The sequence below is a fragment of the Lachnoclostridium sp. An138 genome, assembly GCF_002160765.1.
GTDB lineage: Bacteria > Bacillota > Clostridia > Lachnospirales > Lachnospiraceae > Laedolimicola > Laedolimicola faecalis.
In genome coordinates this window covers 11,948-32,634 of sequence record NZ_NFLF01000006.1, presented here as the reverse complement: position 1 = coordinate 32,634, position 20,687 = coordinate 11,948, and the positions used below count along the sequence as shown (strand labels likewise).

The following is a 20,687-nucleotide window of genomic DNA, read 5'->3' as shown; positions in this document are numbered from 1 at the left end:
CGTCACAAAGTGAAATATGCAGAAAGCAGGTACGGAGCAGACTTTGAGGAGGAAAATGAGATGACAGGAAAAAAGACGGCGACGCAGTCGCAGAAGCTGATGGTGTTTGTGCTGACCATGTCCCTGTATGGACTGGCGACCTTATTTACGGAATTGATCCCGAAATTTCAGGTGGGTATTGTGGAATTTTCGGTAGAGTATTTTCTTTTTATCCCGCTGACGCTGGCCATGCTCTTTGATCCCATGTCCGCGGCTCTGGGAGCAGCCACAGGTGAGCTTGTTTTCAGCGAGATTATGCTGGGACAGTTCGGAGGACTGGGCGAGCTGGAAAAGTTTATTACAGTGACCATCGGAGTGTATATTGCCGGAAGAATGGTAAAGAATCCCAAGAATGCGAAAATGGTCGGAATCGCGGCTATGACGGGTGTAATACTGCAGCTGCTCATGGGAACTGTGGTGGATATTCTGAAGGTACAGTTTGCGGTAACGGATTTTGAAGCGGTTCCCGGTCTTCCGGAAAGTGTGTTCGCCACGGAGGGATTCGCGTTTCTGAACGACGTACTGTTCTCAGGCATTCTGTTCTGTCTGCTTCCGACGCTGTTCCTGGTGCCGAAGCTTTATGGAAAGATTGAGCCTCTGCTTGGCATGTGGCCGAGGACGGAGGAGACGGCTCTGGGCGGTGTGAACGGAAAGGTGATCGCAGGCTCACTGATTGGCTTTGCGGTGGCCGTCGGCGCCGAGATGATGGCGGAGAGCGGACTGTCTCTGATTGACTGGGAGGCTTCCTGGGCGGAGAGCGGTACGGCGCTGGCTGCAGGAATGGCGGCAGCGGCGGCGCTGGCTGTGATTACCCTTCTGGTTATCCGAAAGAGAGGAAGCGTCGAGGCATGATTGAAATCAGAAATCTGACCTTTACGTATCCCGGCGCGGAAAAGGCGACGCTCAGAGATGTGAATCTGGAAGTGGAGAAGGGGGATTTTCTGGCCATTGTGGGAAATAACGGCTGCGGAAAGTCCACGCTCTGCAAGGTAATCAACGGACTGATTCCCCATTTTATCATGGGAGAGATGACGGGCAGCGTGCGTGTAGACGGCGTCGATACGCTGGAAACGGATATCGGCGGCCTGGCGCAGAAGGCAGGGTATGTCTATCAGGACTTTGAAAATCAGATTGTCCGTCCCACGGTGCTGGACGACGCCTCCTATGCCTGTATGAATTATGCCATGAAAGACTATCTGGAACGGGGGAAAGAGGCTCTGGAGCAGTGCGGCCTGTCTGGACGGGAGCAGGATTATGTCTGGCAGCTTTCCGGAGGACAGACCCATCTGCTGGCGCTGGCAGGAGCGGTATCTCTCCGGCCGGAGGTCCTGATTCTGGACGAACCCATCGCCCAGCTGGACCCGGCTCACGCGGATCGGATCTATCAGGTGCTCCGCGAGCTGAATGAAAAGCATGGAAAAACAATCATCGTGATTGAGCATCATACGGAATATATTGCGGAATACTGCAGGAATGTGCTGCTTTTGAAGGATGGTCATGTGGAATGGAAGCTTCCTGCGGGGGAAGCTCTTGCCAGAGTAGAGGAACTGCGCTCCTGCAATATCTATCCGCCTCAGATTACCATGGCGGCCTATGAGCTGCAGAGACGCGGCAGCCTGCCTTCTGCGGAACGGCTGCCTTCCACGGTGAAAGAAGGGCAGGCAGCCTTTGAGAACTTGAGCTTTCGTCCGGGCCCTTCCTGGGGACACACGCGGATGAAAGGGGAGAGAATGGCGGCCTTTGAGGATGTGTCGGTCTCTTACCGGGCGGTCAAAGGAGAGCCGCGGAAAATCTTCGAGCATCTGAATCTGGAGATCCGGAAGGGGGAGAAGATTGCCATTGTAGGCTCCAATGGAGCAGGAAAATCTACGCTGATGAAACTGATGACCGGTCTTCTTAAGGCCCAGCGGGGCAGAGTTCTGCTGAAGGAGAAGGAAATCCGGGATACAAAACCGGAGGCCCTTTCCCGGACCGTGTCTCTGGTATATCAGAATCCGGAGGATATGTTTATCAAGGACTCGGTGGAAGCAGACATTGCCTTTGCCATGAAAGAGCGGCAGGTGCCGGACTGGGAGGAAAGAACCCGCCGGCTTCTGGAACGATTCCGCCTGACAGAGCTGAAAGACAGAGACGGACGGCTGCTCTCGGGAGGACAGATGCGCCGGGCAAGCCTGGCGGTGGGAATCGCGCTGAACCCGGAGATTCTGCTGCTGGACGAACCTACAGCCAATCTGGATATCGCGACCCGAAGGGAGATTATGCGGACGCTGAACGATATGAAGCATATTACGGAAACGGTGCTGATTGCCACCCATGATATGCAGCTTGTGTGCGAATGGGCGGAACGGATCGTGGTGCTGTGCGGCGGCCGTGTGATTGCGGACGGAAGCAGAAATCAGATTTTCGGCAATGAGATTGTGAGAAGACAGGCGGGCATCCGCCCTCCGGAAATTTTTACTATGGGACAGCTTCTGACGCCGGATGCCTTCTGCTATACGGTGGAAGAGTTCGCGGACTGCTTTGGAGAGAAAGAGAGGAACGGCCGGGCGGCTGTCTGAGAAGGGGAGAGAGATGGAAGGACTGAAACAAAAATTATCGGAAAATATACTGGATAAATTTTCGATGGATTTTCTGAGAAACCAGGTGCTGAAGAATGCTTATGGGAACGATGATACGGTGATTGCCAGACTAGATCCGCGGATTCTTCTGGTATGGTATCTGTTCTTTGCGGTTGTTCCCTGGTTTTCGGACAATCTGGTATTTCTGGCGGCCAGCTTTCTGCTGGTGGCGGTCACAACCATACTTGCGAGAGTGGCCGGGCTTGTGCTATTCTTATTTGGAATCGGAGTCTTCGCCCAGACGGGATATCTTTTCCTGGTGTCCCTGTTCTTTGGCGGAAATGCTCAGACGATTCTTCCGCTGCTGGTTCTGACCCTGAAAGTGGCGACGGTGTCGCTGGCTTCCATCACGGTCTTTTCCGGACTGGACCCGGACCGGCTTTCCAACGGGCTGATGTGGTACGGCTGTCCGGAGAGGCTGTCCTTTTCGATTTCCTATGCCTACCGGATGCTTCCCATGCTGATGGAGGAATTTCAGAACGTGCTGCTGTCCTACCGGCTGCGGGGCTGCGCGCCGGACGCGTCTACGTTTATGGGAAAAATCCGGAACCTGATTTATCAGGTAAAGGTGATCATCCATTCCTTCTATCCGCTGATGCTGAATACGGCAAAGCGTTCCCGGACAACAGTGGAGGCTCTGGAGCTGAAAGGATACCGATATGCGGCGGTCAATAAGGAAGTAAAGCGGATGAAGCTGGCTTCCCTGCGGGTGACGAATGACGATCTGCTGTTCCTTGCCGTTTCCGTGTTCTGGATTGCCCTGGCTGTGCTTGTAAATACACTTTTGTAAGAGATGGGGAGGAAGAGCAGTGTATCTTGATTTTCACACGCATGGAAAGCTGGCAAAGAAGCTGCCGTTTTCCACTGCCTATACGGACTGGCTTTTTGGAGAAGCAAAAGGCGCGGGGCTTGACGCCCTGTGTCTGACGGAGCATTTCAATACGCTTCAGTTTGACGAGGTGTACGGATATCTTCTGTCCCGCTGTGAGCGGGAGGGGGACACGCTGGTGACAGAGGACGGCCTTCGAATTTTTGCCGGAATGGAGACGGATATCGCAGAAGGAGGCCACATCCTTTCTATCGGAACTCCTGAGGAGATACTGGAGCTGAACCGGAGACTGGAGCCCCACAAGGAGAAGGACAGGTTTCTGCCTTTTGGGGAGCTTATGGAGCTGTTTTCCGGGTATTCCGTGCTGGTGGGTGCCGGGCACCCGTTCCGGGAGGGCGGCCATATTCCGGAACTGCCGGAAGAACTTCTGCGCCGCTTTGATTTTCTGGACCTGAACGGCAAGGATATTGCCATGGACAGGGAAGAGACGGAGAGAAAGACTTACGGGCTGGGAAAGAGGCTTGGACTTCCTGTCGTCGCAGGCAGTGACACCCATCAGGCCGTGCAGTACGGATGTATCCGTACCTGTTTTGAAAAGGAATTCTGTACGGTGGCGGAGATGAAGGAAGAGATAAGAAAAGGAAGTTATGAGATAGTGGTTTCCGGTCATGCGGCGTTTCAGGTGAAGACAGCCGGTCTTCTCAAGCGGGCGCTGAAGGAGATTCATGCCCTGGGCGGCGACTATGTCAGCGTGCTGCTGCAGGGCGCGGAGTAGTCAGATATCCCGGCGCAGGCATGCGGAAATAAAGAAAGGAACAGAGCAGGAAAATGATACTGGCCGTTCGGGCGGAGAACGTAAGCTACACAAAGTCGGATCTCCGCATTATGGAATATATCGAAAATCATACAGATGAATTTCTTTTGATGAGCATCGGACAGCTTGCCGCAGAACTTCAAATGTCCGAGGCCACGGTTTCCCGGTTTGTCCGTCATATCGGATATGGGGATTTCAAGGAATTGAAGACAAGGGTGGCAAGGGAGAGCTCCGGACGCGGGGCGGCCCGCAAGCTGGCGGGGACTCTCCTGAAAAGCGAAGGCTTCCACCTCCAGGAATGGTTTGCGGCCCAGCAGGAATGCCTGGAGCGGACGTTTACTCATACGGATACAAAGGAGTTTGAACGGGCGGCGGAGGCCGTAAAGGATGCGGAGCGCATCTATATTCATGCGAAAAATGCTTCTGCCTCTGTGGGACAGCTGCTGTTTTTCCGGCTGCGCCGTCTGGGGCTTAATGTGTCACTGATTCCCAGCGGCGGCTCGGAGGTTCTGGAGGGAATTGCTCATGCAGGGAAGGGCGATCTGGTCATCACCTTCGGTTTCGGAAAGCTTTCCGAGGAAAGCCGCATGATTCTGAGCTGTGCGAAGACTGCCGGGTTTCGGACCATGGCATTTACCAGCCGCCTCTATGCGCCTGCCGGGCAGCAGGCAGATATCAGTCTTTATGTATACCGGGGCGGAGAGGAAGAGTATCATTCCATGACGGCTGCCGCTGCTGTGGCGGACGCTCTGGTGCTGGCTGTCTCCGAACAGCTGAAGGAGGCTTCGGCCAGAAGCCTGGTCCGGGTCCAGAAGCTGAAAGAGGCTTACCGGAAAAAGGAAATATAGGGAGCCGGGCAGCCCGGCTTTTTCCTGTTGAAGCAGCGGCAAATACGACTGTACAACTGTACGGGCGTCACTGGAAGTATTTTTGGCGGATAGCTTCTACCGGCATCTCTATGCCAGTCCAGTCCTGAAATGCCTTTGCCCCCTGGTGAAGGAGCATGTACATGCCGTTAAAGGTCCGGCAGCCGGCCTCACGGGCGGTTTTTAAGAGAAGAGTCTCCCTGGGATTGTAGATGACGTCCCCGACCATCAGCTCCGGGTGCAGCCAGGAGGGATCGGTGATGAGAGAGGCGTCCGTCCGGGGCGCCATTCCCACAGAGCTTGCGTTAATCAGAGCCTGGCTTTCCGCCAGGCTCTTTTTGAGCTGAGCGGAATCTGCCAGATCATACAGATTCAGACGGCAGGCGCATTTTCCGTGGATGCGCCTGATCTCTTCCTCAATAAGGCGGGTGGACGCGCTTGCGCTTCTGGCAAAGACGTGGATGGCGCGGGCGCCGTCCAGGGCTGCCTGGGCTAGAATAGCAGCCGCGGCTCCGCCGGAACCCAGAAGGGTGATGTGGGAGTCCCGGGCTTCAAAGCCGGCGTCCGCCATGGACCGCATGAAACCGTAGCCGTCCGTATTATCACCCCAGAGGACGCCGTCCTGATTGACAATGGTATTTACAGCACCGCTTAAAAGAGCGGCGTCGGAAAGCTGGTCGGCCCGCTCGTACATCAGCCGCTTCAGAGGCATGGTGCAGTTCCAGCCGGCCGCGCGCAGGCTCAGCAGGCCTTCTACAGCGCGCTCAAAGGACTCCTCATTAACATCAAAGGCAAGGTACGCGTAATTCAGATTCAGGAGCCGGAAGGCCTCGTTGTGCATGGCCGGGGAAATGCTGTGGGACACAGGGCTTCCCAGCAGGCATACAAGCTGCGTTTTTCCGTTGATTTCAAAAGAATGATTCATGTCGGTTCTCCTTTAAAGATTAAGATCGATCAGATAAGATGAGAGTACAAAATATTTGCCTGAAAGTCAATGCTCCCGGTCCGCAGATTCCTACAGAGTGCAGGAAAAAAGGAAACCCGCAGAATATGTAAAAATAAGTAAGAACGGGGATAAAATGGAGGTTTGTGCAGATTGCAGAAAGATGCCGGACATGTACGAAAATAAAAACAATCCGGGCTCAGGAAACCTCTAAAATCGACTTGCCTAAATCCCCTATATGGGGTATAATTGAGATAAATTTGACAGGAATTTAACATAATATTTGAAAAATAGACAAGGAGGAAAAATCATGCATATTGTAGATGGAGAACATGGACATGCCCACGGCCACGCTCATGAGCATACCCATGATCACGATCATGCCCATGAGCACTGCGGCGGCTGTGAGAGCGGCTGCGCCGGGAAGAAGCCCGGAAGTGAGCAGGAAGCTCTGCTTTCCTATATGCTTGATCATAATAAGCATCATGCGGCAGAGCTGGCGGATGTGGCAAAGAAGTTCCGGGAGACCGGAAAGGAAGATGTGGCAGTACAGATAGAGAAGGCAATTGAGAACTTTGACAAGGGAAATCTTTATCTGAGTCTTGCGCTTTCTCTGGTAAAGTAAGGAGGCTTTTTTTATGTGTTTGGCGACAGTGTACAAGACAGTGAAGGACACAGAAGAAGTGGTTTTGAAAAATGTCAGCAAGATTTATGTGGAAGGCGGAAGCGTCCGGCTGGTAGACATCATGGGCGCTGAGGTGGTGCTGGAAGGAAGCATTTCTTTCGTGGATCTGGCAAACTCTGTAGTAAAGCTGAACTGTCCTGCCGCTTAAGCGGAGGCACAAAATAAGGAAGGACAGCCGGAATGATTCAGCTGGCTGAAATCAGGAGGCGCCTTCCAGGAAAGTAGGAGAGATGAGATGGCATATACAATTGCTGTAGCCGGGAAAGGCGGCGTCGGCAAGACGACGCTGACGGGACTTTTGATTGAATATCTGTGCAGCAAAAAAAACGGCCCGGTTCTTGCAGTAGACGCGGATGCGAATTCCAACCTGAATGAGGTGCTCGGCGTGGAAGCGCCTACAAGCCTTGGGGAGATTCGGGAGGAAGTAGCCCAGGCGGAAGTGTCGGGAAAGAACCCGATTCCGGCCGGAATGTCCAAGCAGGATTATATGGAGCTGAAATTCGGGGACGCGCTCTCTGAGCAGGATGATTACGACCTGCTTGTGATGGGGCATACCCAGGGAAAAGGCTGCTATTGTTTTGTGAATGGTCTTCTGACCACTCAGATTTCCAGATATGCTCAGAATTACAAGTATATTGTTGTGGACAATGAGGCAGGTATGGAGCATATCAGCCGCGGAATCCTTCCGTCGGTAGACACCATTATCCTGGTCAGCGACTGCTCGCGCAGAGGCGTGCAGGCTGTGGGCCGGATCGCGAAGCTGATTCCGGAATGCGGACTGAAGCCGAAGACGGTAGGCCTGATTGTGAACCGGGCGCCGGGCGGAGTGCTGAATGAGGGAACAAAAGATGAGATTGAAAAGCAGGGTCTTACACTGCTTGGAGTTGTTCCCCAGGATGAGCAGGTATTTGACTTTGACTGTGAAGGGAAACCGACCGTACAGCTTCCGGAGGATTCTCCGGTGCGGAAGGCCCTTTATCAGATCATTGATAAACTGGATCTTTCATGATAAAAGATATATAAAAAATCTAGGAGGTTTATAATGGGAGACTTTAAATTGACGACGGTGGAAGAGTTTGAAGCCGCAACAGCCAGACTTCTGGAGACGGGAGCAAAGGTGGGAGCAGATTCATGGCAGCTTCGTGTGAAGAATCAGACCCCGCACTGTAAATTTGGTGAGCAGGGTGTCTGCTGCCGTATCTGTTCTATGGGACCCTGCCGTATTACACCGAAGGCCCCGAGAGGTATCTGCGGCTGCGACGTACACGGCATCGTAGGACGTAACTACCTGAAATTCACGGCGGGCGGAGCTGCGACGCACTCTGATCACGGCCGTGAGATCTGCCACACTCTGTATCATTCATCCGCAGATGGAAGCTACAAGGTGAAAGATCCTGAGAAGCTGACACGTATCGCGAAGGAATGGGGCATCGAGACTGAGGGCAAGGACATTTACGACCTGGCTCATGAGGTGGCTTACGAGGCCCTGATGGAGTATGGAAAGCCTTTCGGATATTCCCGCTGGATTGCCCGTGCTCCGAAGCACACCCAGGAGCTCTGGGAGAATGCAGAGATTGCTCCCCGTGCTATTGACCGCGAGGTATCCTGCTCTTTACATATGGCGCATATGGGATGTTCTTCCAAGCCGGAAGCTCTGATTCGCCAGTCCTTACGCGCAGGTCTCTGCGACGGATGGGGCGGCTCTATGTGCGGAACCGAGTTCTCAGACGTACTGTTCGGAACGCCGAAGCCCGTTGAGACTGAGGCAAACCTGGGCGTTATGGTAGCAGAGAATGTAAATATCGTTGTACACGGACATGATCCGAGTCTTTCTGAGATGATCTGCGAGTATGCGGATGATCCGGAGATGATCGCGTACGCAAAGAGCTTCGGCGCAAAGGGAATCACGGTTTCCGGTGTCTGCTGTACCTCCAACGAGGTTGCGATGCGCCGCGGAATCCCCATGGCCGGCAACTTCCTGCAGCAGGAGAACGTAGTTCTGACAGGAGCCTGCGAAGCGATTGTTGTGGACGTACAGTGTATCTTCCCGGCACTTGGACCTTTAAGCAAGTGCTTCCATACAAAGTTCATCACCACATCCAAGATTGCGCAGATGCCGGATTCCGAGTTCATCCACTTCACTGTGGAGAGCGCTGCTGAGAAGGCAAAGGCAATTGTAAAGATGGCTATTGAGAACTTCCAGAACAGAAAGCCGGAGCTGGTACACATTCCGGATATGAAGCAGAAGGCGACCGTAGGATACTCTCTGGAGGCTATCAAGAAGGTTCTGGACGGCGTAACCAATTCTCAGGTAGACGAGCTTGGAACCACAAAGCCGCTGGTTGACTGTATCACATCCGGCGTTATCCGCGGCGCGGTAGCTATGGTAGGCTGCAACAACCCGAAGATTCGTCCGGACCAGGCGCACATCGATCTGATGAAGAAGCTGATTGCCAACGATATCATCGTTGTAGCATCCGGATGTTCCGCGCAGGCAGCTGCCAAGGCAGGTCTGATGGATAAGGCTGCGAAGGATCTCTGCGGCGACGGACTGAAAAGAGTATGTGAGCTGGCAGATATTCCTCCGGTACTTCATATGGGCTCCTGTGTGGATATCAGCCGTATGATGAATCTGGCAGCCGACCTGGCAAAGGATTCCGGACTGAATATTTCCCAGCTTCCGCTGGTAGGCTGCGCGCCCGAGTGGATGTCCGAGAAGGCTGTTTCCATCGGAAACTACGTAGTAGCTACCGGTATTGATACATTCCTGGGCGTAGATCCCTATGTATCCGGTTCTACTGAAGTAGACAATCTGCTGAAGAGCGGTATCCGCGAGTGGGTAGAGGCCGCTTACACCGTAGAGAAGGATATTGAGAAGCTTGTAGATCTGATGATCGAGAGAATCGAAGAGAAGCGTACGGCGCTTGGAATTTAATCTGTAAAAGTAATGGTAAGTAAGGGAGCGTATCTGGCATGAAAATAGCGATTACAGGAAAAGGCGGAGTAGGAAAGACCACATTTGCGGCCACCCTTGCAAGACTCTACGCGGAGGAAGGCAAGACGGTGCTGGCGGCGGATGTGGACCCGGATGCCAATCTGGGACTGGCTCTTGGATTTCCGGAAGAAATTCTGGATTCCATCGTTCCGATTTCCAAGATGAGAAAGCTCATTGAGGAGCGGACCGGAGCCGGACCCGACAACATGATGTACACGCTGAATCCCAAGGTGGATGATATACCGGATACCTACAGCAAGACTTACAACGGGGTCAAGCTTCTGACTCTGGGAACTGTGGAGACGGGCGGGGGCGGCTGTGTCTGCCCCGAGCACGTGATGCTGAAGAGGATTTTAAGCTACCTAAGCCTCAGAAGCCAGGATGTGGTCATCATGGATATGGAGGCCGGCCTGGAGCATCTGGGACGGGGTACCTGTGAAGGCATGGAGCAGTTCGTGGTGGTCATCGAGCCGGGAGCCAGAAGCGTCCAGACCTATAAAAATGTAAAGCGTCTGGCACAGGATCTGGGAATCAAAAAGGTACGCGTAGTTGCCAATAAGGTACGCGGAGCCGAGGACGAGGAATTTGTCCGTTCCAGGATTCCGGCAGAGGATCTTCTGGGATTCATTCATTATAATTCCGAAGTCATCGACGCGGACCGTCAGGGAAGATCCCCTTATGATGTCAGCAAGACGGCTACAGATGAGATCCGAAAGATCAAAGAGCTTTTAGAGAAATAAAATATACAGTGTATATATGGAGGTAAAACTGTGACATTATTTGATGTAGTTTTCAGTGGAAATGATGCAGTATATGGCCTGACAGAGAAGGCCATTGACGACGCGATTGCGGCGAACGGCGCCGACAAAGCGGTAGCCTTCCCGGATACTGCTTACAGCCTTCCCTGCTATTACGCAGTGACTGGCACAAAAGTGACAAACCTTGGAGAACTGAAGGAAGCTCTCGGGGTTGTGAAGAGCCTGATGACAAGAGAGAAGAGACTGCACGACGCGTTTATGAGCGGTATCGCGACTGCTCTGTGCGCAGAGTTCATTGAGGTCCTGAAATACATGGACGGAGCAGCTCCCTACGCGGCTCCCGAAGCCGGACATCTTCCGGACGCAGCGATCCGTGAGCTGGGCGTGCCGCTGGTAACCGGCGATATCCCGGGCGTAGCTGTAATCCTGGGTGCGGCTCCCACTGCTGAGGAAGGCGTGGAGCTTGTAAAATCCTATCAGGGACAGGGCATCCTGGTAACTCTGGTGGGCGGCATCATCGACCAGTGTGTGGAGAAGGGCCTGAAGATGGGCGCGAATGTACGTGTAATCCCGCTTGGAAAAGACGTGACAGCTGTGATTCACGCAGTTTCCGTAGCAGTCCGCGCGGCTCTGATCTTCGGAAACATCCAGCCGGGCGACGCAGCCGGACTGATGAAGTACACCATGGAGCGTGTACCGGCATTCGTAAACGCATTTGCTCCGCTGAATGACGTAATCGTAGCCTGCGGCGCAGGTGCTATTGCTCTTGGCTTCCCGGTAATCACAAACGAGGAGACCTTCCGCGTACCGAAGAGCCTGATCGTACAGAAGGACGTAAGCAAGTTCAACGCTACCTCTCTTGAGGCACGCGATATCAAGCTGAAAATCACAAAGATCGACATTCCGGTTGCTTTCGCTTCCGCATTCGAGGGCGAGATCATCCGCCGCGGCGATATGCAGGTAGAGTTTGACGGCTCCCGTGTGGACTGCTTCGAGCTGGTACTGTCCAAGGACGCTACTGAGGTAGAGGATCACAAGATTGAGCTGATCGGTCCGGACATCGATGAGATGCCGGAGGGAAGCAAGCAGAGCATTGCCTATATCGTAGAAGTAGCCGGAAAATCCATGCAGAGCGATTTCGAGTCTGTATTTGAGCGTAAATTCCATTCTTATCTGAACTGCGTGGAAGGTATGATGCATACAGGACAGCGTGACATGATCCGTATCCGTATCAGCAAGGAGACCTATCAGGCAGGCTTCCGTCTGAAACATATCGGCGAGGTTCTTTACGCCCGCGTGAAGAGCGAGTTCGCGGCCGTTGTAGATAAGTGCCAGGTGAAGATCATTACAGATCCGGCTCAGTGTACGGAGCTGCGCCACAGCCTTGCTATCCCGATGTTCGACAAGCGTGACGAGAGACTGACCACACTGACAGACGAGGGTGTAGACGTATACTACAGCTGCATTATGTGTCAGGCATTCTCCCCGAGCCACGTCTGCGTGGTTACTCCGGAGCGTCTGGGACTCTGCGGAGCTGTTTCATGGCTGGACGCGAAGGCTACCAATGAGCTGGACCCCCAGGGACCCTGCCAGGTAATCACAAAAGAGCGTGTTATCGATGAGAGAATCGGTGAGTACGAGGATGTAAATGAGGCTGTAAAGAAATTCTCCCAGGGCGCTCTGGAAGACGTATCTCTTTACTCCCTGATTGAAAAGCCCATGACTTCCTGCGGATGCTTCGAGTGTATCTGCGGAATCGAGCCCCTTTCCAACGGCGTCTGCATCGCAAACCGTGAGTACGCGGGAATGACTCCTATTGGAATGACTTTCTCAGAGCTTGCTTCCATGACAGGCGGCGGCGTGCAGACACCGGGCTTCATGGGACATGGAAAGCACTTCATTTCTTCTAAGAAGTTCATGAAGGCTGAAGGCGGAGTGGCCCGTATCGTATGGATGCCCAAGGATCTGAAGGAGCAGGTAGCAGAGAGACTGAACGCTACTGCAAAAGAACTGTACGGTATCGACAACTTTACCGATATGATCGGTGACGAGACCATCGCGGAAGATCCCGAGACACTGCTGGAGTTCCTGACAGAAAAAGGACATCCGGCACTTGGCATGGAGCCGATGATGTAGTATAATATTATATAATATTTGGCTTGCGCACAGGCAGAGAGGAGCCTGTGCGCACCCTCGGTTTACAGGAACGCATGCAGCCGGAGGCAGGCTTTTTCAGCATGCCGGCAGGACGTGCGTTCCTGTAAGCCGGGGGACAGGCCATAAAGAATAAGGAGGTAACTGACAAATGCCGTTTACTGGAAAATCAGGAAAGTTCAATGCTGCCATCCGTACCGTGGAAATCGGAACCGGAGATAAGGCAGTGAAGCTTGGCGGAGAGAATGTAATGCCCTTATATTCATTCGATGCGCCGATTGAGAATGCGCCGAAGATTGGTGTTCTGATCACAGACCTTGGTATGGAAAACGAGGTTGCTGGAATCAAGGATTACTATGCAGGCGCTTCTAGCTTTGCGGAGATCGCAAAGAAGGCAGAGGAGATGCCGGGAGCAGATTTCGTTGTGCTCCGTTTTGAGGGCGCAGATCCCAACGGCGAGGATCGTTCCATTGAGGACTGCGTAGCTATCGCAAAGGAAGTTGGCGATGCCATCACCGCTCCTCTGGTAATTGAAGGATGTAAGAATGTAGAGAAGGATGCAGAGCTGTTTACAAAGGTTGCTGAGGCTCTTCAGGGCAAGAACGTACTGATCATGTCCGCAAGAGAAGAGAATTACAAGGCTGTAGCTGCAGCCGCAGGCCTTGCGTATGGCCAGAAGGTAGGCGCTGAGTCTGCCGTAGATATCAACCTTGCAAAGCAGCTGAACGTTCTGATCGGACAGCTGGGCGTAGATCCGGCAAACGTAGTAATGAACGTAGGTTCTGCGGCAGCCGGATACGGCTTCGAGTACGTAGTATCCACCATGGACCGTGTAAAGGCAGCAGCTCTTTCCCAGGGTGATGTACAGCTTCAGATGCCGATCATCACTCCGGTAGCTGATGAAGCATGGAACGTAAAAGAGGCTATGGCTTCTGAAGCGGATATGCCGGAATGGGGTTCCCAGGAAGAGCGTGGTATCGATATGGAGATCGAGACAGCCGCAGCAGTGCTTGCATCCGGTTCCAATGCGGTAATTTTGAAACATCCGGCCTCGGTTGCAACGATTTCAAAATTAATCAACGAACTGGTTTAATCGAGGGAAGGAGGAGAAATTACCATGGCATTGAAAGGCTTGGATATCTTTAAATTAACACCGAAGACAAACTGTAAGGAGTGCGGCAGCCCGACCTGTATGGCGTTCGCCATGAAGGTAGCTCAGGGCGCCGTAGAGATCAGCAAGTGTCCTCATATGTCTGAGGAAGCTCTGGCTACTCTGTCTGAGGCAACCGCACCGCCTATGAAGACCATCAAGGTCGGCACCGGCGAGGCTGAGTATACACTGGGCGGAGAGACCGTTCTGTATCGTCATGAGAAGACTTTCGTAAGCAAGACGAGATACGCTGCAGCGATCTCCTGCTGCGATGAGAATATGGACGCGAAGCTGGCAGAGCTGAAGAAGGTTGATTACGAGCGTATCGGCGAGCGTATGCACGTAGAGATGCTGTATCTTACATACTGCGGAAACTGCGACGCTGCAGGTTATGCCGCATTTGTTAAGAAAGTAATGGAGGAGGTTCCGGACAAGACTATCGTTCTGGACTGCACCAATGTGGAAGCTGCAAAGGCTGCCCTGGATGTATGCAAGGACAAGAAGCCGATCCTGGACGGCGCTGATGCTTCCAATTACGAAGAGATGAGCAAGCTGGCCACAGAGGCAGGCGTGGTTCTGGGTGTGCGCGGCGCGGATATCAATGAGCTGTATGACACCACAGCAGCTGTTGAGAAGCTGGGCAACAAGAACCTGGTTCTGAATGTAGGCGCTGCTTCCATCAAGGACGCATTCGCGACAACGGTACAGATCCGCCGCGCGGCTCTGAAGGATACCAACCGTACCTTCGGTTATCCGTCCATCGTCAATGCGGCTGCTCTGGCTCCTGGAGATTCCAGAATGCAGGCTGCTCTGGCATCCCTGTTTACTGTAAAATACGGTTCCATCGTAGTAATGGAAGGTATGAGCTATGCACAGGCTCTTCCGCTGTATGGTCTGCGCCAGAACGTATTCACAGACCCGCAGAAGCCCATGAAGGTTGAGCCGGGCATCTACCCGCTGAACGGCGGAGATGAGAATTCCGTATGTCTGACCACCGTAGACTTCGCGCTGACCTACTTCGTAGTATCCGGCGAGCTGGAGCGTTCCGGCGTTCCCTGCAACCTGATCATCAGCGATGCAGGCGGACTTTCCGTACTGACCGCTTGGGCAGCTGGAAAGCTTTCTTCTACCTCCGTATCCAAGTTCATTCAGGAGAACGTAGAAGACAAGATCAAGTGCAGAAAACTGATTATCCCCGGAAAGGTAGCGGTTCTGAAGGGCGATATCGAGGCGAAGCTGCCGGGCTGGGAAGTAATCGTAGCTCCCAACGAGGCTGTACAGCTTGTGAAGTTCTTAAAGGATATGCAGGCAAACGGCGAGATCTAAAATCAGCTTGTTAATTATGCGGGGCAGCCGCCGAAGCAGGCATGCAGGCGCAGAAAGAGAAACTTTTGCGCCGCGGCCCGCGTAAAGCTGGCTGCCCCCGCAAAGATAAAGGAGAAGAAACTATGTCAAAATTCATTGTTATCGGAGAGAGACTCTCCACCACCGCACCGGCAATCAACCGTGCGTTTTCCGGAAGAGATCCGGAGCCGATCCTGAAGAGAGCAAAAGAGCAGCTTGACGCTGGCGCTACCTATCTGGATGTAAATATCGGACCGGCAGAGAATGACGGACCGGAGCTGATGAAGTGGGCTGTTGAGCTGCTGCAGAGCAACTTCGACAATGTTCCGCTGGCTCTGGATACTTCCAACAAGGCAGCTATCGAGGCTGGTATCTCTGTTTACAACCGTTCCAAGGGAAAACCGATCGTGAACTCCGCTGACGCTGCAGGAAGAATCGAGTACATCGATCTGGCAGCTGCCAACGATGCTATCGTAATCGCTCTGTGCAACGGCGAGGGAATCGCAAAGGATAACGACGAGCGTATGATGTACATGCAGACCATGATGGAGCGTGGTATGGAGCATGGCATGAACGTAGAAGAGGATATGTGGTTTGACCCGCTGTTCCTGGTTATCAAGGGAATGCAGGACAAGCAGATGCAGGTTCTGGAGTTCATTAAGATGATCTCCGATATGGGCATGCAGAGCACCGGCGGACTTTCCAACAACTCCAACGGAATGCCGAAGCACATCCGTCCGATCATGGACTCCGCAATGGTAGCTATGGCTATGATGAACGGACTGACCTCCGCTATCGTAAATCCCTGTGATCTGCGTCTGATGGAGACCATCAAGTCCTGCGATATCATCAAGAACAACAACCTGTACGCAGATTCCTATCTGGAGATCTAATTCCCAGAGCCTGAATTTTCGGACCTTTGATTTCCGGAGATTCCAGTGTCAGTATACCAAGGGCATATTTCCCCCTTATGCACTGACCCTGTCTGTAATGGAATGAAGAATAGAAATCAGACGCCGTTTTCTGTGAGACTCGCCTTTGGCGGAAGCTTTCACGGAGAGCGGCGCCTTTTGTTTCCGCAGAGTATTTGTCCCTGCGTCTGCTTTAATCATAAATCGGAGGCTGAAAGCAGCAATTATGTGATTGAATGATTAAAAAATAATCAGATTTTGATTGTAATGAGAGCATAAACTTGATATAATAAAAGAAAAAGTAAAAAGGATGTGTTCTCATGAAATATACGGAAAGAAAAGAAAAAATATTGTCTGCTTTGCATTTCCATGAAAGCATGTCGGTCCAGCAGATGGTGGAGCTTCTGAAAAGTTCTCCTGCTACAGTCCGCAGAGATATTGTAAGGCTGGAGGAGGAAGGAGAAGTAGAGCGGTACTGGGGTGGGATACGCCGGAAGGAGACTCCGGAAAACCGCAGAAGAAATACGCTCCAGAGCCAGGAGCCGGACGAGGCCCATGCCGCGATAGGAAGACTGGCCGCCAGCCGGCTTCACGATAATGAACTGATATTTATTGGCTCGGGCACTACGACTCTTGAAATGATTCCCTATATCCAGAATTCTAATATCCATGTGATTACCAATGGGATACCGCAGCTGGAGGCCCTGCACCGCAAAAAGATACAGGCCCTGTTGCTTTGCGGTTTTTTTAAGGAATATTCCCGTTCCATGGTGGGAAAGGAAACCGTGGAGATGCTCAGAGGCTATCATTTTGACCAGGCGTTTCTGGGGGCCAACGGCATCAATGACAATCTTTGTCTGCTTTCAGCGGACGAATACGAGGACGAGATTAAGAAGCTCTGTATTCTTCAGTCAAAGAGTACATATCTGATGGTTGGAAAAGAAAAATTTCACAGAACCGCCTATTATTCTGTGCCTGGCGAGATCTCAGGGGAGGTTACCATCATTACGGATTATCCGGAGTATCAGTCTCCCCAGTGGATAGAGGAAAATGGAGCATACATGTGTAAAATTTCGAGATTACTTGGAAATGATTGAAAATTAATCAAATTAATGACAATACAATCAAAAATATGAGTGAAATATCATTTTGTGATTGACTATTTGACGAAAAGGTGATATATTGAGGGTACAGAAACTATAAGGTTTGACGAAACCTTATAAATGACGGTACTCTCTTTTTTTATCCGCGGGAGAAGGACAGTATCGAGCGAAAATTGTATCGGAGGGAAAAAATGAATTCTGTTATTAGTTTTCTTGTCAATGATTTTTTGACAACGCCGACACTGCTGATAGGTCTTCTGATTCTGTTGGGTTATATCCTGCAGAAAGCCGGACCGGTAAAAACGGTTACCGGAACCATCAGCGCCATGGTCGGTATGCAGCTGATTATATTTGGAGGAAACCAGTTCTCCAACGTGTTTAAACCTATTACAACAGCAGTCTGTGACGCAACTGAAATTCAGGGATATATTATGGATTCCTACGCGATGAAGGCTGCCAGCCAGGAAGCGCTGGGCGACGCTTTTGGATGGATGGCTTATGTATTCCTGATTGCCTTTGCCGTCAACCTGCTCCTGGTTTTCTTTGGTAAGTACACCAAGATGAAAGGTGTGTTCCTGACAGGAAATGCGGGAACCGCTCATTCTCAGGTCATGCTGTGGCTGATTATGGCAAACTTCGCTCTGCCGTCTGTGGCGACTATCATTATTTCCGGTATCCTGGTAGGAATTTACTGGGCAGTGTCTACCACTCTCGCGGCCGGCGTCGTTGATGAAGTGACAGATGGAGGCGGATTCACGGTAGGACATAACCAGCAGGTAGGTATCTGGGTCTTCGGACGCCTGGCTCCGAAGCTTGCGGGAAAGAAGAAAATCGACTGTGAAGATATGAAGCTTCCGGGCTGGCTGGCTATCTTCAATAATAACGTAGCTTCTGTTGCGATTCTGATGTTTGTATTTGTGGGTCTGTTCTGTATTCCTCTGGGAATCAGCGGAATCGAAGAACTTTCCGGCGGCCAGCACTGGCTGGTATATCTGATTATGGTAGGAATCCAGTTCTCCATGTACATGGTGATTCTGCTTCAGGGTGTCCGGATGCTCTGCTCTGAGCTGACTGCTTCCTTCCAGGGTATTCAGCAGAAGATCGTTCCGAACGCGATTCCGGCTATTGATGTGGCAGCGCTGCTTCCGTTTTCTCCGAACGCGGCAACCATCGGATTCCTGTTCTGTACATTGGGAACCGTATTCTCCATGGCGATTCTGCTTCTCACCGGAAGCTCTATGATGATGCTTCCCGGATTTACGCCTCTGTTCTTCTCAGGCGGACCGATTGGCGTGGTAGCGAATAAGAAGGGCGGCCTGAGGGCAGTCATTATCTGCTGCTTCCTGCTGGGTGTGATTCAGACGTTTGGTACCTGCTGGGCAATCACTCAGATTCATTATCCGTCAGCAACCGGCTGGTCCGGCATGTTTGACCTGTCAACGGTATGGCCGGCAGTGATTCAGGTACTTCGCTGGATCGGCGGTATCTTCGGTATCACTGCTTAAGTGCCCCGTGTGCCAGGCAGGAATATTTTCTAACTATTTAGCCAACATTTCTTATATTTGGAAATCTATACATATCCCGCTCAGGCGGGAAACCTCTAAAACAGCTTCCGCCCTTCGGGGCGTGAAGCTCCCTCAAAAAAGAAAAGGAGCGATCTGATATTATGGAAGGCGGAAAGATTAACGTATTATTTGTATGTGGAATGGGTATGGGCACAAGCACCATGGCAGAGCTTGGAGTAAAAAACAATCTGAATAAGCTGAATATTGCCGCGAATGTGCAGCATACGTCTCTGGGACAGATGGAGTCTTTACGTTCCTGGGCAGATATCATTGTAATTCTGAAGAACCTGTTCTCAGAGATTACAGTAAAAGAGGGTGAATTTATCATCCCTGTGGTAAACGTAATGGATGGAAAAGGCATTGCGGCTGAGATTGAGAAAATAGTAGATGAGCATTTCCCGGAAGTGAAAGGATAAGTACGGATGAAAGCAATTATTGTTTTTTATGATACCCTGAATCGGCGTTATCTCCCTTGCTATAATCCCGAGACCAATACGATTGCGCCGAATTTTACAAGGCTGGCCCGGCACAGTGTTCAGTTTGACAACAGCTATGTGGGGTCCATGCCCTGTATTCCGGCTAGAAGGGAGCTGCACACAGGAAGGTATAATTTCCTTCACAGAGAATGGGGACCGCTGGAGCCTTTTGACGACTCCATGCCGGAGATTTTGAAAGAAAACGGAATTTATACTCACCTGATCTCGGATCATCTTCATTACTGGGAGGACGGAGGCGCGACTTATCACAGCCGTTATTCTTCCTGGGAGATTATCCGCGGCCAGGAAGGAGATCACTGGAAAGGGGAGAAAAAAGATCCTCAGATCCCGCCGGTGGTAAAGGTGCCTCAGAAACAGCAGGGAACAGGTACCTCCGGACTTTGGAGGTATGACTGGGTGAACCGGAATTATATCCGGGAAGAAGAAGATTTTCCGCAGACCCAGTGCTTCGACAGAGGCTGCGAATTCCTGGAAAAAAATCATGATCAGGATAACTGGCTTCTCCATCTGGAGACCTTTGATCCCCATGAACCCTTCTATGTGCCTCAGAAATATCTGGATATGTATCCGGAGGAATATGACGGAAAGCATTTTGACTGGCCTAGAGGAGCGGTAGAAGAGGAACCGGAGGAAATCGCCCACTGCCGCAGACAGTATCAGGCGCTGGTGACCATGTGTGATCACAGCCTGGGACGGATTCTGGATATGATGGATAAATACCAGATGTGGGACGATACCATGCTGATTGTGGGTACGGACCATGGTTTCCTTCTGGCTGAGCATGGATACTGGGGCAAGAATCAGATGCCTTATTATAATGAGGTGGCTCATACTCCCTTCTTTGTATGGGACCCCCGTTATAAGGAGCAGGGTGTGCGCAGACAGTCTCTGGTGCAGATGATAGACTGGATGCCGACGCTTCTGAAGTATTTCAATCTTCCAATCCCGAAGGATGTACAGGGAAGCCCGATGGATGAGATCATCAAAAATGACACGCCGAGCAGAGAGTACGCCCTTTACGGAGTGTTCAGCGGCCATGTAAATATTACAGATGGCAGCTATGCTTATATGCGGGCACCATTGACGGAGAAGGCTGATGAGGTGTATAATTATACTTTAATGCCGAATCATATGAATAAGCGCTTTGATCCCGAAGAACTGAAAGGCGCGGAACTTGTGGAACCTTTTTCCTTTACAAAGGGCTGTCCGGTCCTGAAAGTGAAAAGCAGGGATAAATACAAGGTCAGCCGTTTTGGAACGAGACTCTATGATCTGAAAAACGATCCGGAGGAAAAAAATCCCATTCAGGACGAAGCGGTTGAGACAAGGATGATTCAGGCCATGATTCGTGCGATGAAGGAGAATGACTGCCCCAAAGAACAGTTTGAACGTCTGGGACTGGAATCTTAGGAAAGA

At 51.7% G+C, this 20,687-nt stretch carries 19 protein-coding genes; 18 read left to right on the top strand and 1 reads right to left on the bottom strand.

Annotated elements, in window-relative coordinates; translation table 11 throughout:
• Positions 1-60: 60 nt before the first annotated feature.
• The 5 genes from B5E82_RS06750 to B5E82_RS06730 are packed head-to-tail and all read left to right on the top strand — an operon-like array spanning position 61 to position 5,148.
• Entirely contained in the window at positions 61-891 is an 831-nt protein-coding gene (locus B5E82_RS06750; protein ID WP_087306949.1) for a cell division protein FtsQ, read from the top strand.
• Positions 888-2,597, top strand: coding sequence for an ABC transporter ATP-binding protein (locus B5E82_RS06745; RefSeq protein ID WP_087306803.1), 1,710 nt, complete (start codon positions 888-890; stop codon positions 2,595-2,597). The genes B5E82_RS06750 and B5E82_RS06745 overlap by 4 nt, the downstream gene beginning before the upstream one ends.
• A 13-nt stretch (positions 2,598-2,610) precedes the next feature.
• A complete protein-coding gene (locus B5E82_RS06740) occupies positions 2,611-3,447 on the top strand; it encodes an energy-coupling factor transporter transmembrane component T family protein (protein WP_087306948.1) in 837 nt (278 codons plus the stop codon).
• A gap of 19 nt (positions 3,448-3,466) precedes the next feature.
• Positions 3,467-4,261, top strand: a complete 795-nt coding sequence (locus B5E82_RS06735; protein ID WP_087306802.1) for a PHP-associated domain-containing protein — start codon at positions 3,467-3,469, stop codon at positions 4,259-4,261.
• A 53-nt stretch (positions 4,262-4,314) separates the two neighbouring features.
• The gene (locus tag B5E82_RS06730) at positions 4,315-5,148 is read left to right on the top strand and encodes a MurR/RpiR family transcriptional regulator (protein WP_087306801.1); all 834 of its coding nucleotides are present in this window, start codon (positions 4,315-4,317) and stop codon (positions 5,146-5,148) included.
• 67 nt (positions 5,149-5,215) lie between these two features.
• Here B5E82_RS06730 and aroE read toward each other — a convergent pair whose 3' ends face one another.
• The gene (gene aroE / locus B5E82_RS06725) at positions 5,216-6,091 is read right to left on the bottom strand and encodes a shikimate dehydrogenase (protein ID WP_087306800.1); all 876 of its coding nucleotides are present in this window, start codon (positions 6,089-6,091) and stop codon (positions 5,216-5,218) included.
• A gap of 328 nt (positions 6,092-6,419) precedes the next feature.
• Here aroE and B5E82_RS06720 point away from each other — a divergent pair, with 328 nt between their 5' ends.
• The 13 genes from B5E82_RS06720 to B5E82_RS06660 all read left to right on the top strand — a co-directional run bounded on the left by B5E82_RS06720 (position 6,420) and on the right by B5E82_RS06660 (position 20,681).
• Entirely contained in the window at positions 6,420-6,734 is a 315-nt protein-coding gene (locus B5E82_RS06720; protein ID WP_087306799.1) for a hypothetical protein, read from the top strand.
• A gap of 13 nt (positions 6,735-6,747) precedes the next feature.
• Positions 6,748-6,942, top strand: coding sequence for a CooT family nickel-binding protein (locus B5E82_RS06715; RefSeq protein ID WP_087306798.1), 195 nt, complete (start codon positions 6,748-6,750; stop codon positions 6,940-6,942).
• An 87-nt stretch (positions 6,943-7,029) separates the two neighbouring features.
• Complete coding sequence (locus B5E82_RS06710; protein ID WP_087306797.1) at positions 7,030-7,803, top strand: ATP-binding protein; 774 nt, start codon at positions 7,030-7,032, stop codon at positions 7,801-7,803.
• Positions 7,804-7,836: 33 nt separating this feature from the next.
• Complete coding sequence (gene cooS / locus B5E82_RS06705; RefSeq protein ID WP_087165916.1) at positions 7,837-9,729, top strand: anaerobic carbon-monoxide dehydrogenase catalytic subunit; 1,893 nt, start codon at positions 7,837-7,839, stop codon at positions 9,727-9,729.
• Positions 9,730-9,767: 38 nt separating this feature from the next.
• Positions 9,768-10,529 carry an ATP-binding protein gene (locus B5E82_RS06700; protein ID WP_087165915.1) on the top strand — a complete coding sequence of 254 codons (762 nt, stop codon included), beginning with the start codon at positions 9,768-9,770 and terminating at the stop codon, positions 10,527-10,529.
• Between the two features lie 30 nt (positions 10,530-10,559).
• Complete coding sequence (gene acsB / locus B5E82_RS06695; RefSeq protein WP_087306796.1) at positions 10,560-12,683, top strand: acetyl-CoA decarbonylase/synthase complex subunit alpha/beta; 2,124 nt, start codon at positions 10,560-10,562, stop codon at positions 12,681-12,683.
• 169 nt (positions 12,684-12,852) lie between these two features.
• Entirely contained in the window at positions 12,853-13,794 is a 942-nt protein-coding gene (acsD, locus tag B5E82_RS06690) for an acetyl-CoA decarbonylase/synthase complex subunit delta (protein ID WP_087306795.1), read from the top strand.
• A 24-nt stretch (positions 13,795-13,818) separates the two neighbouring features.
• Positions 13,819-15,177 (top strand): acetyl-CoA decarbonylase/synthase complex subunit gamma, encoded by a 1,359-nt coding sequence (acsC, locus tag B5E82_RS06685; RefSeq protein WP_087306794.1) that lies wholly within the window; start codon positions 13,819-13,821, stop codon positions 15,175-15,177.
• 122 nt (positions 15,178-15,299) lie between these two features.
• Positions 15,300-16,088, top strand: a complete 789-nt coding sequence (gene acsE / locus B5E82_RS06680; protein ID WP_087165911.1) for a carbon monoxide dehydrogenase/acetyl-CoA synthase methytransferase subunit — start codon at positions 15,300-15,302, stop codon at positions 16,086-16,088.
• 338 nt (positions 16,089-16,426) lie between these two features.
• On the top strand, positions 16,427-17,203 hold the full coding sequence (locus tag B5E82_RS06675; RefSeq protein WP_087306793.1) for a DeoR/GlpR family DNA-binding transcription regulator: 777 nt from the start codon (positions 16,427-16,429) through the stop codon (positions 17,201-17,203).
• A gap of 197 nt (positions 17,204-17,400) precedes the next feature.
• Positions 17,401-18,714 (top strand): PTS sugar transporter subunit IIC, encoded by a 1,314-nt coding sequence (locus B5E82_RS06670; protein ID WP_087306792.1) that lies wholly within the window; start codon positions 17,401-17,403, stop codon positions 18,712-18,714.
• 161 nt (positions 18,715-18,875) lie between these two features.
• The gene (locus tag B5E82_RS06665) at positions 18,876-19,190 is read left to right on the top strand and encodes a PTS sugar transporter subunit IIB (protein WP_087306791.1); all 315 of its coding nucleotides are present in this window, start codon (positions 18,876-18,878) and stop codon (positions 19,188-19,190) included.
• Positions 19,191-19,196: 6 nt separating this feature from the next.
• Positions 19,197-20,681, top strand: a complete 1,485-nt coding sequence (locus B5E82_RS06660; RefSeq protein ID WP_087306790.1) for a sulfatase — start codon at positions 19,197-19,199, stop codon at positions 20,679-20,681.
• Positions 20,682-20,687: the final 6 nt, after the last annotated feature.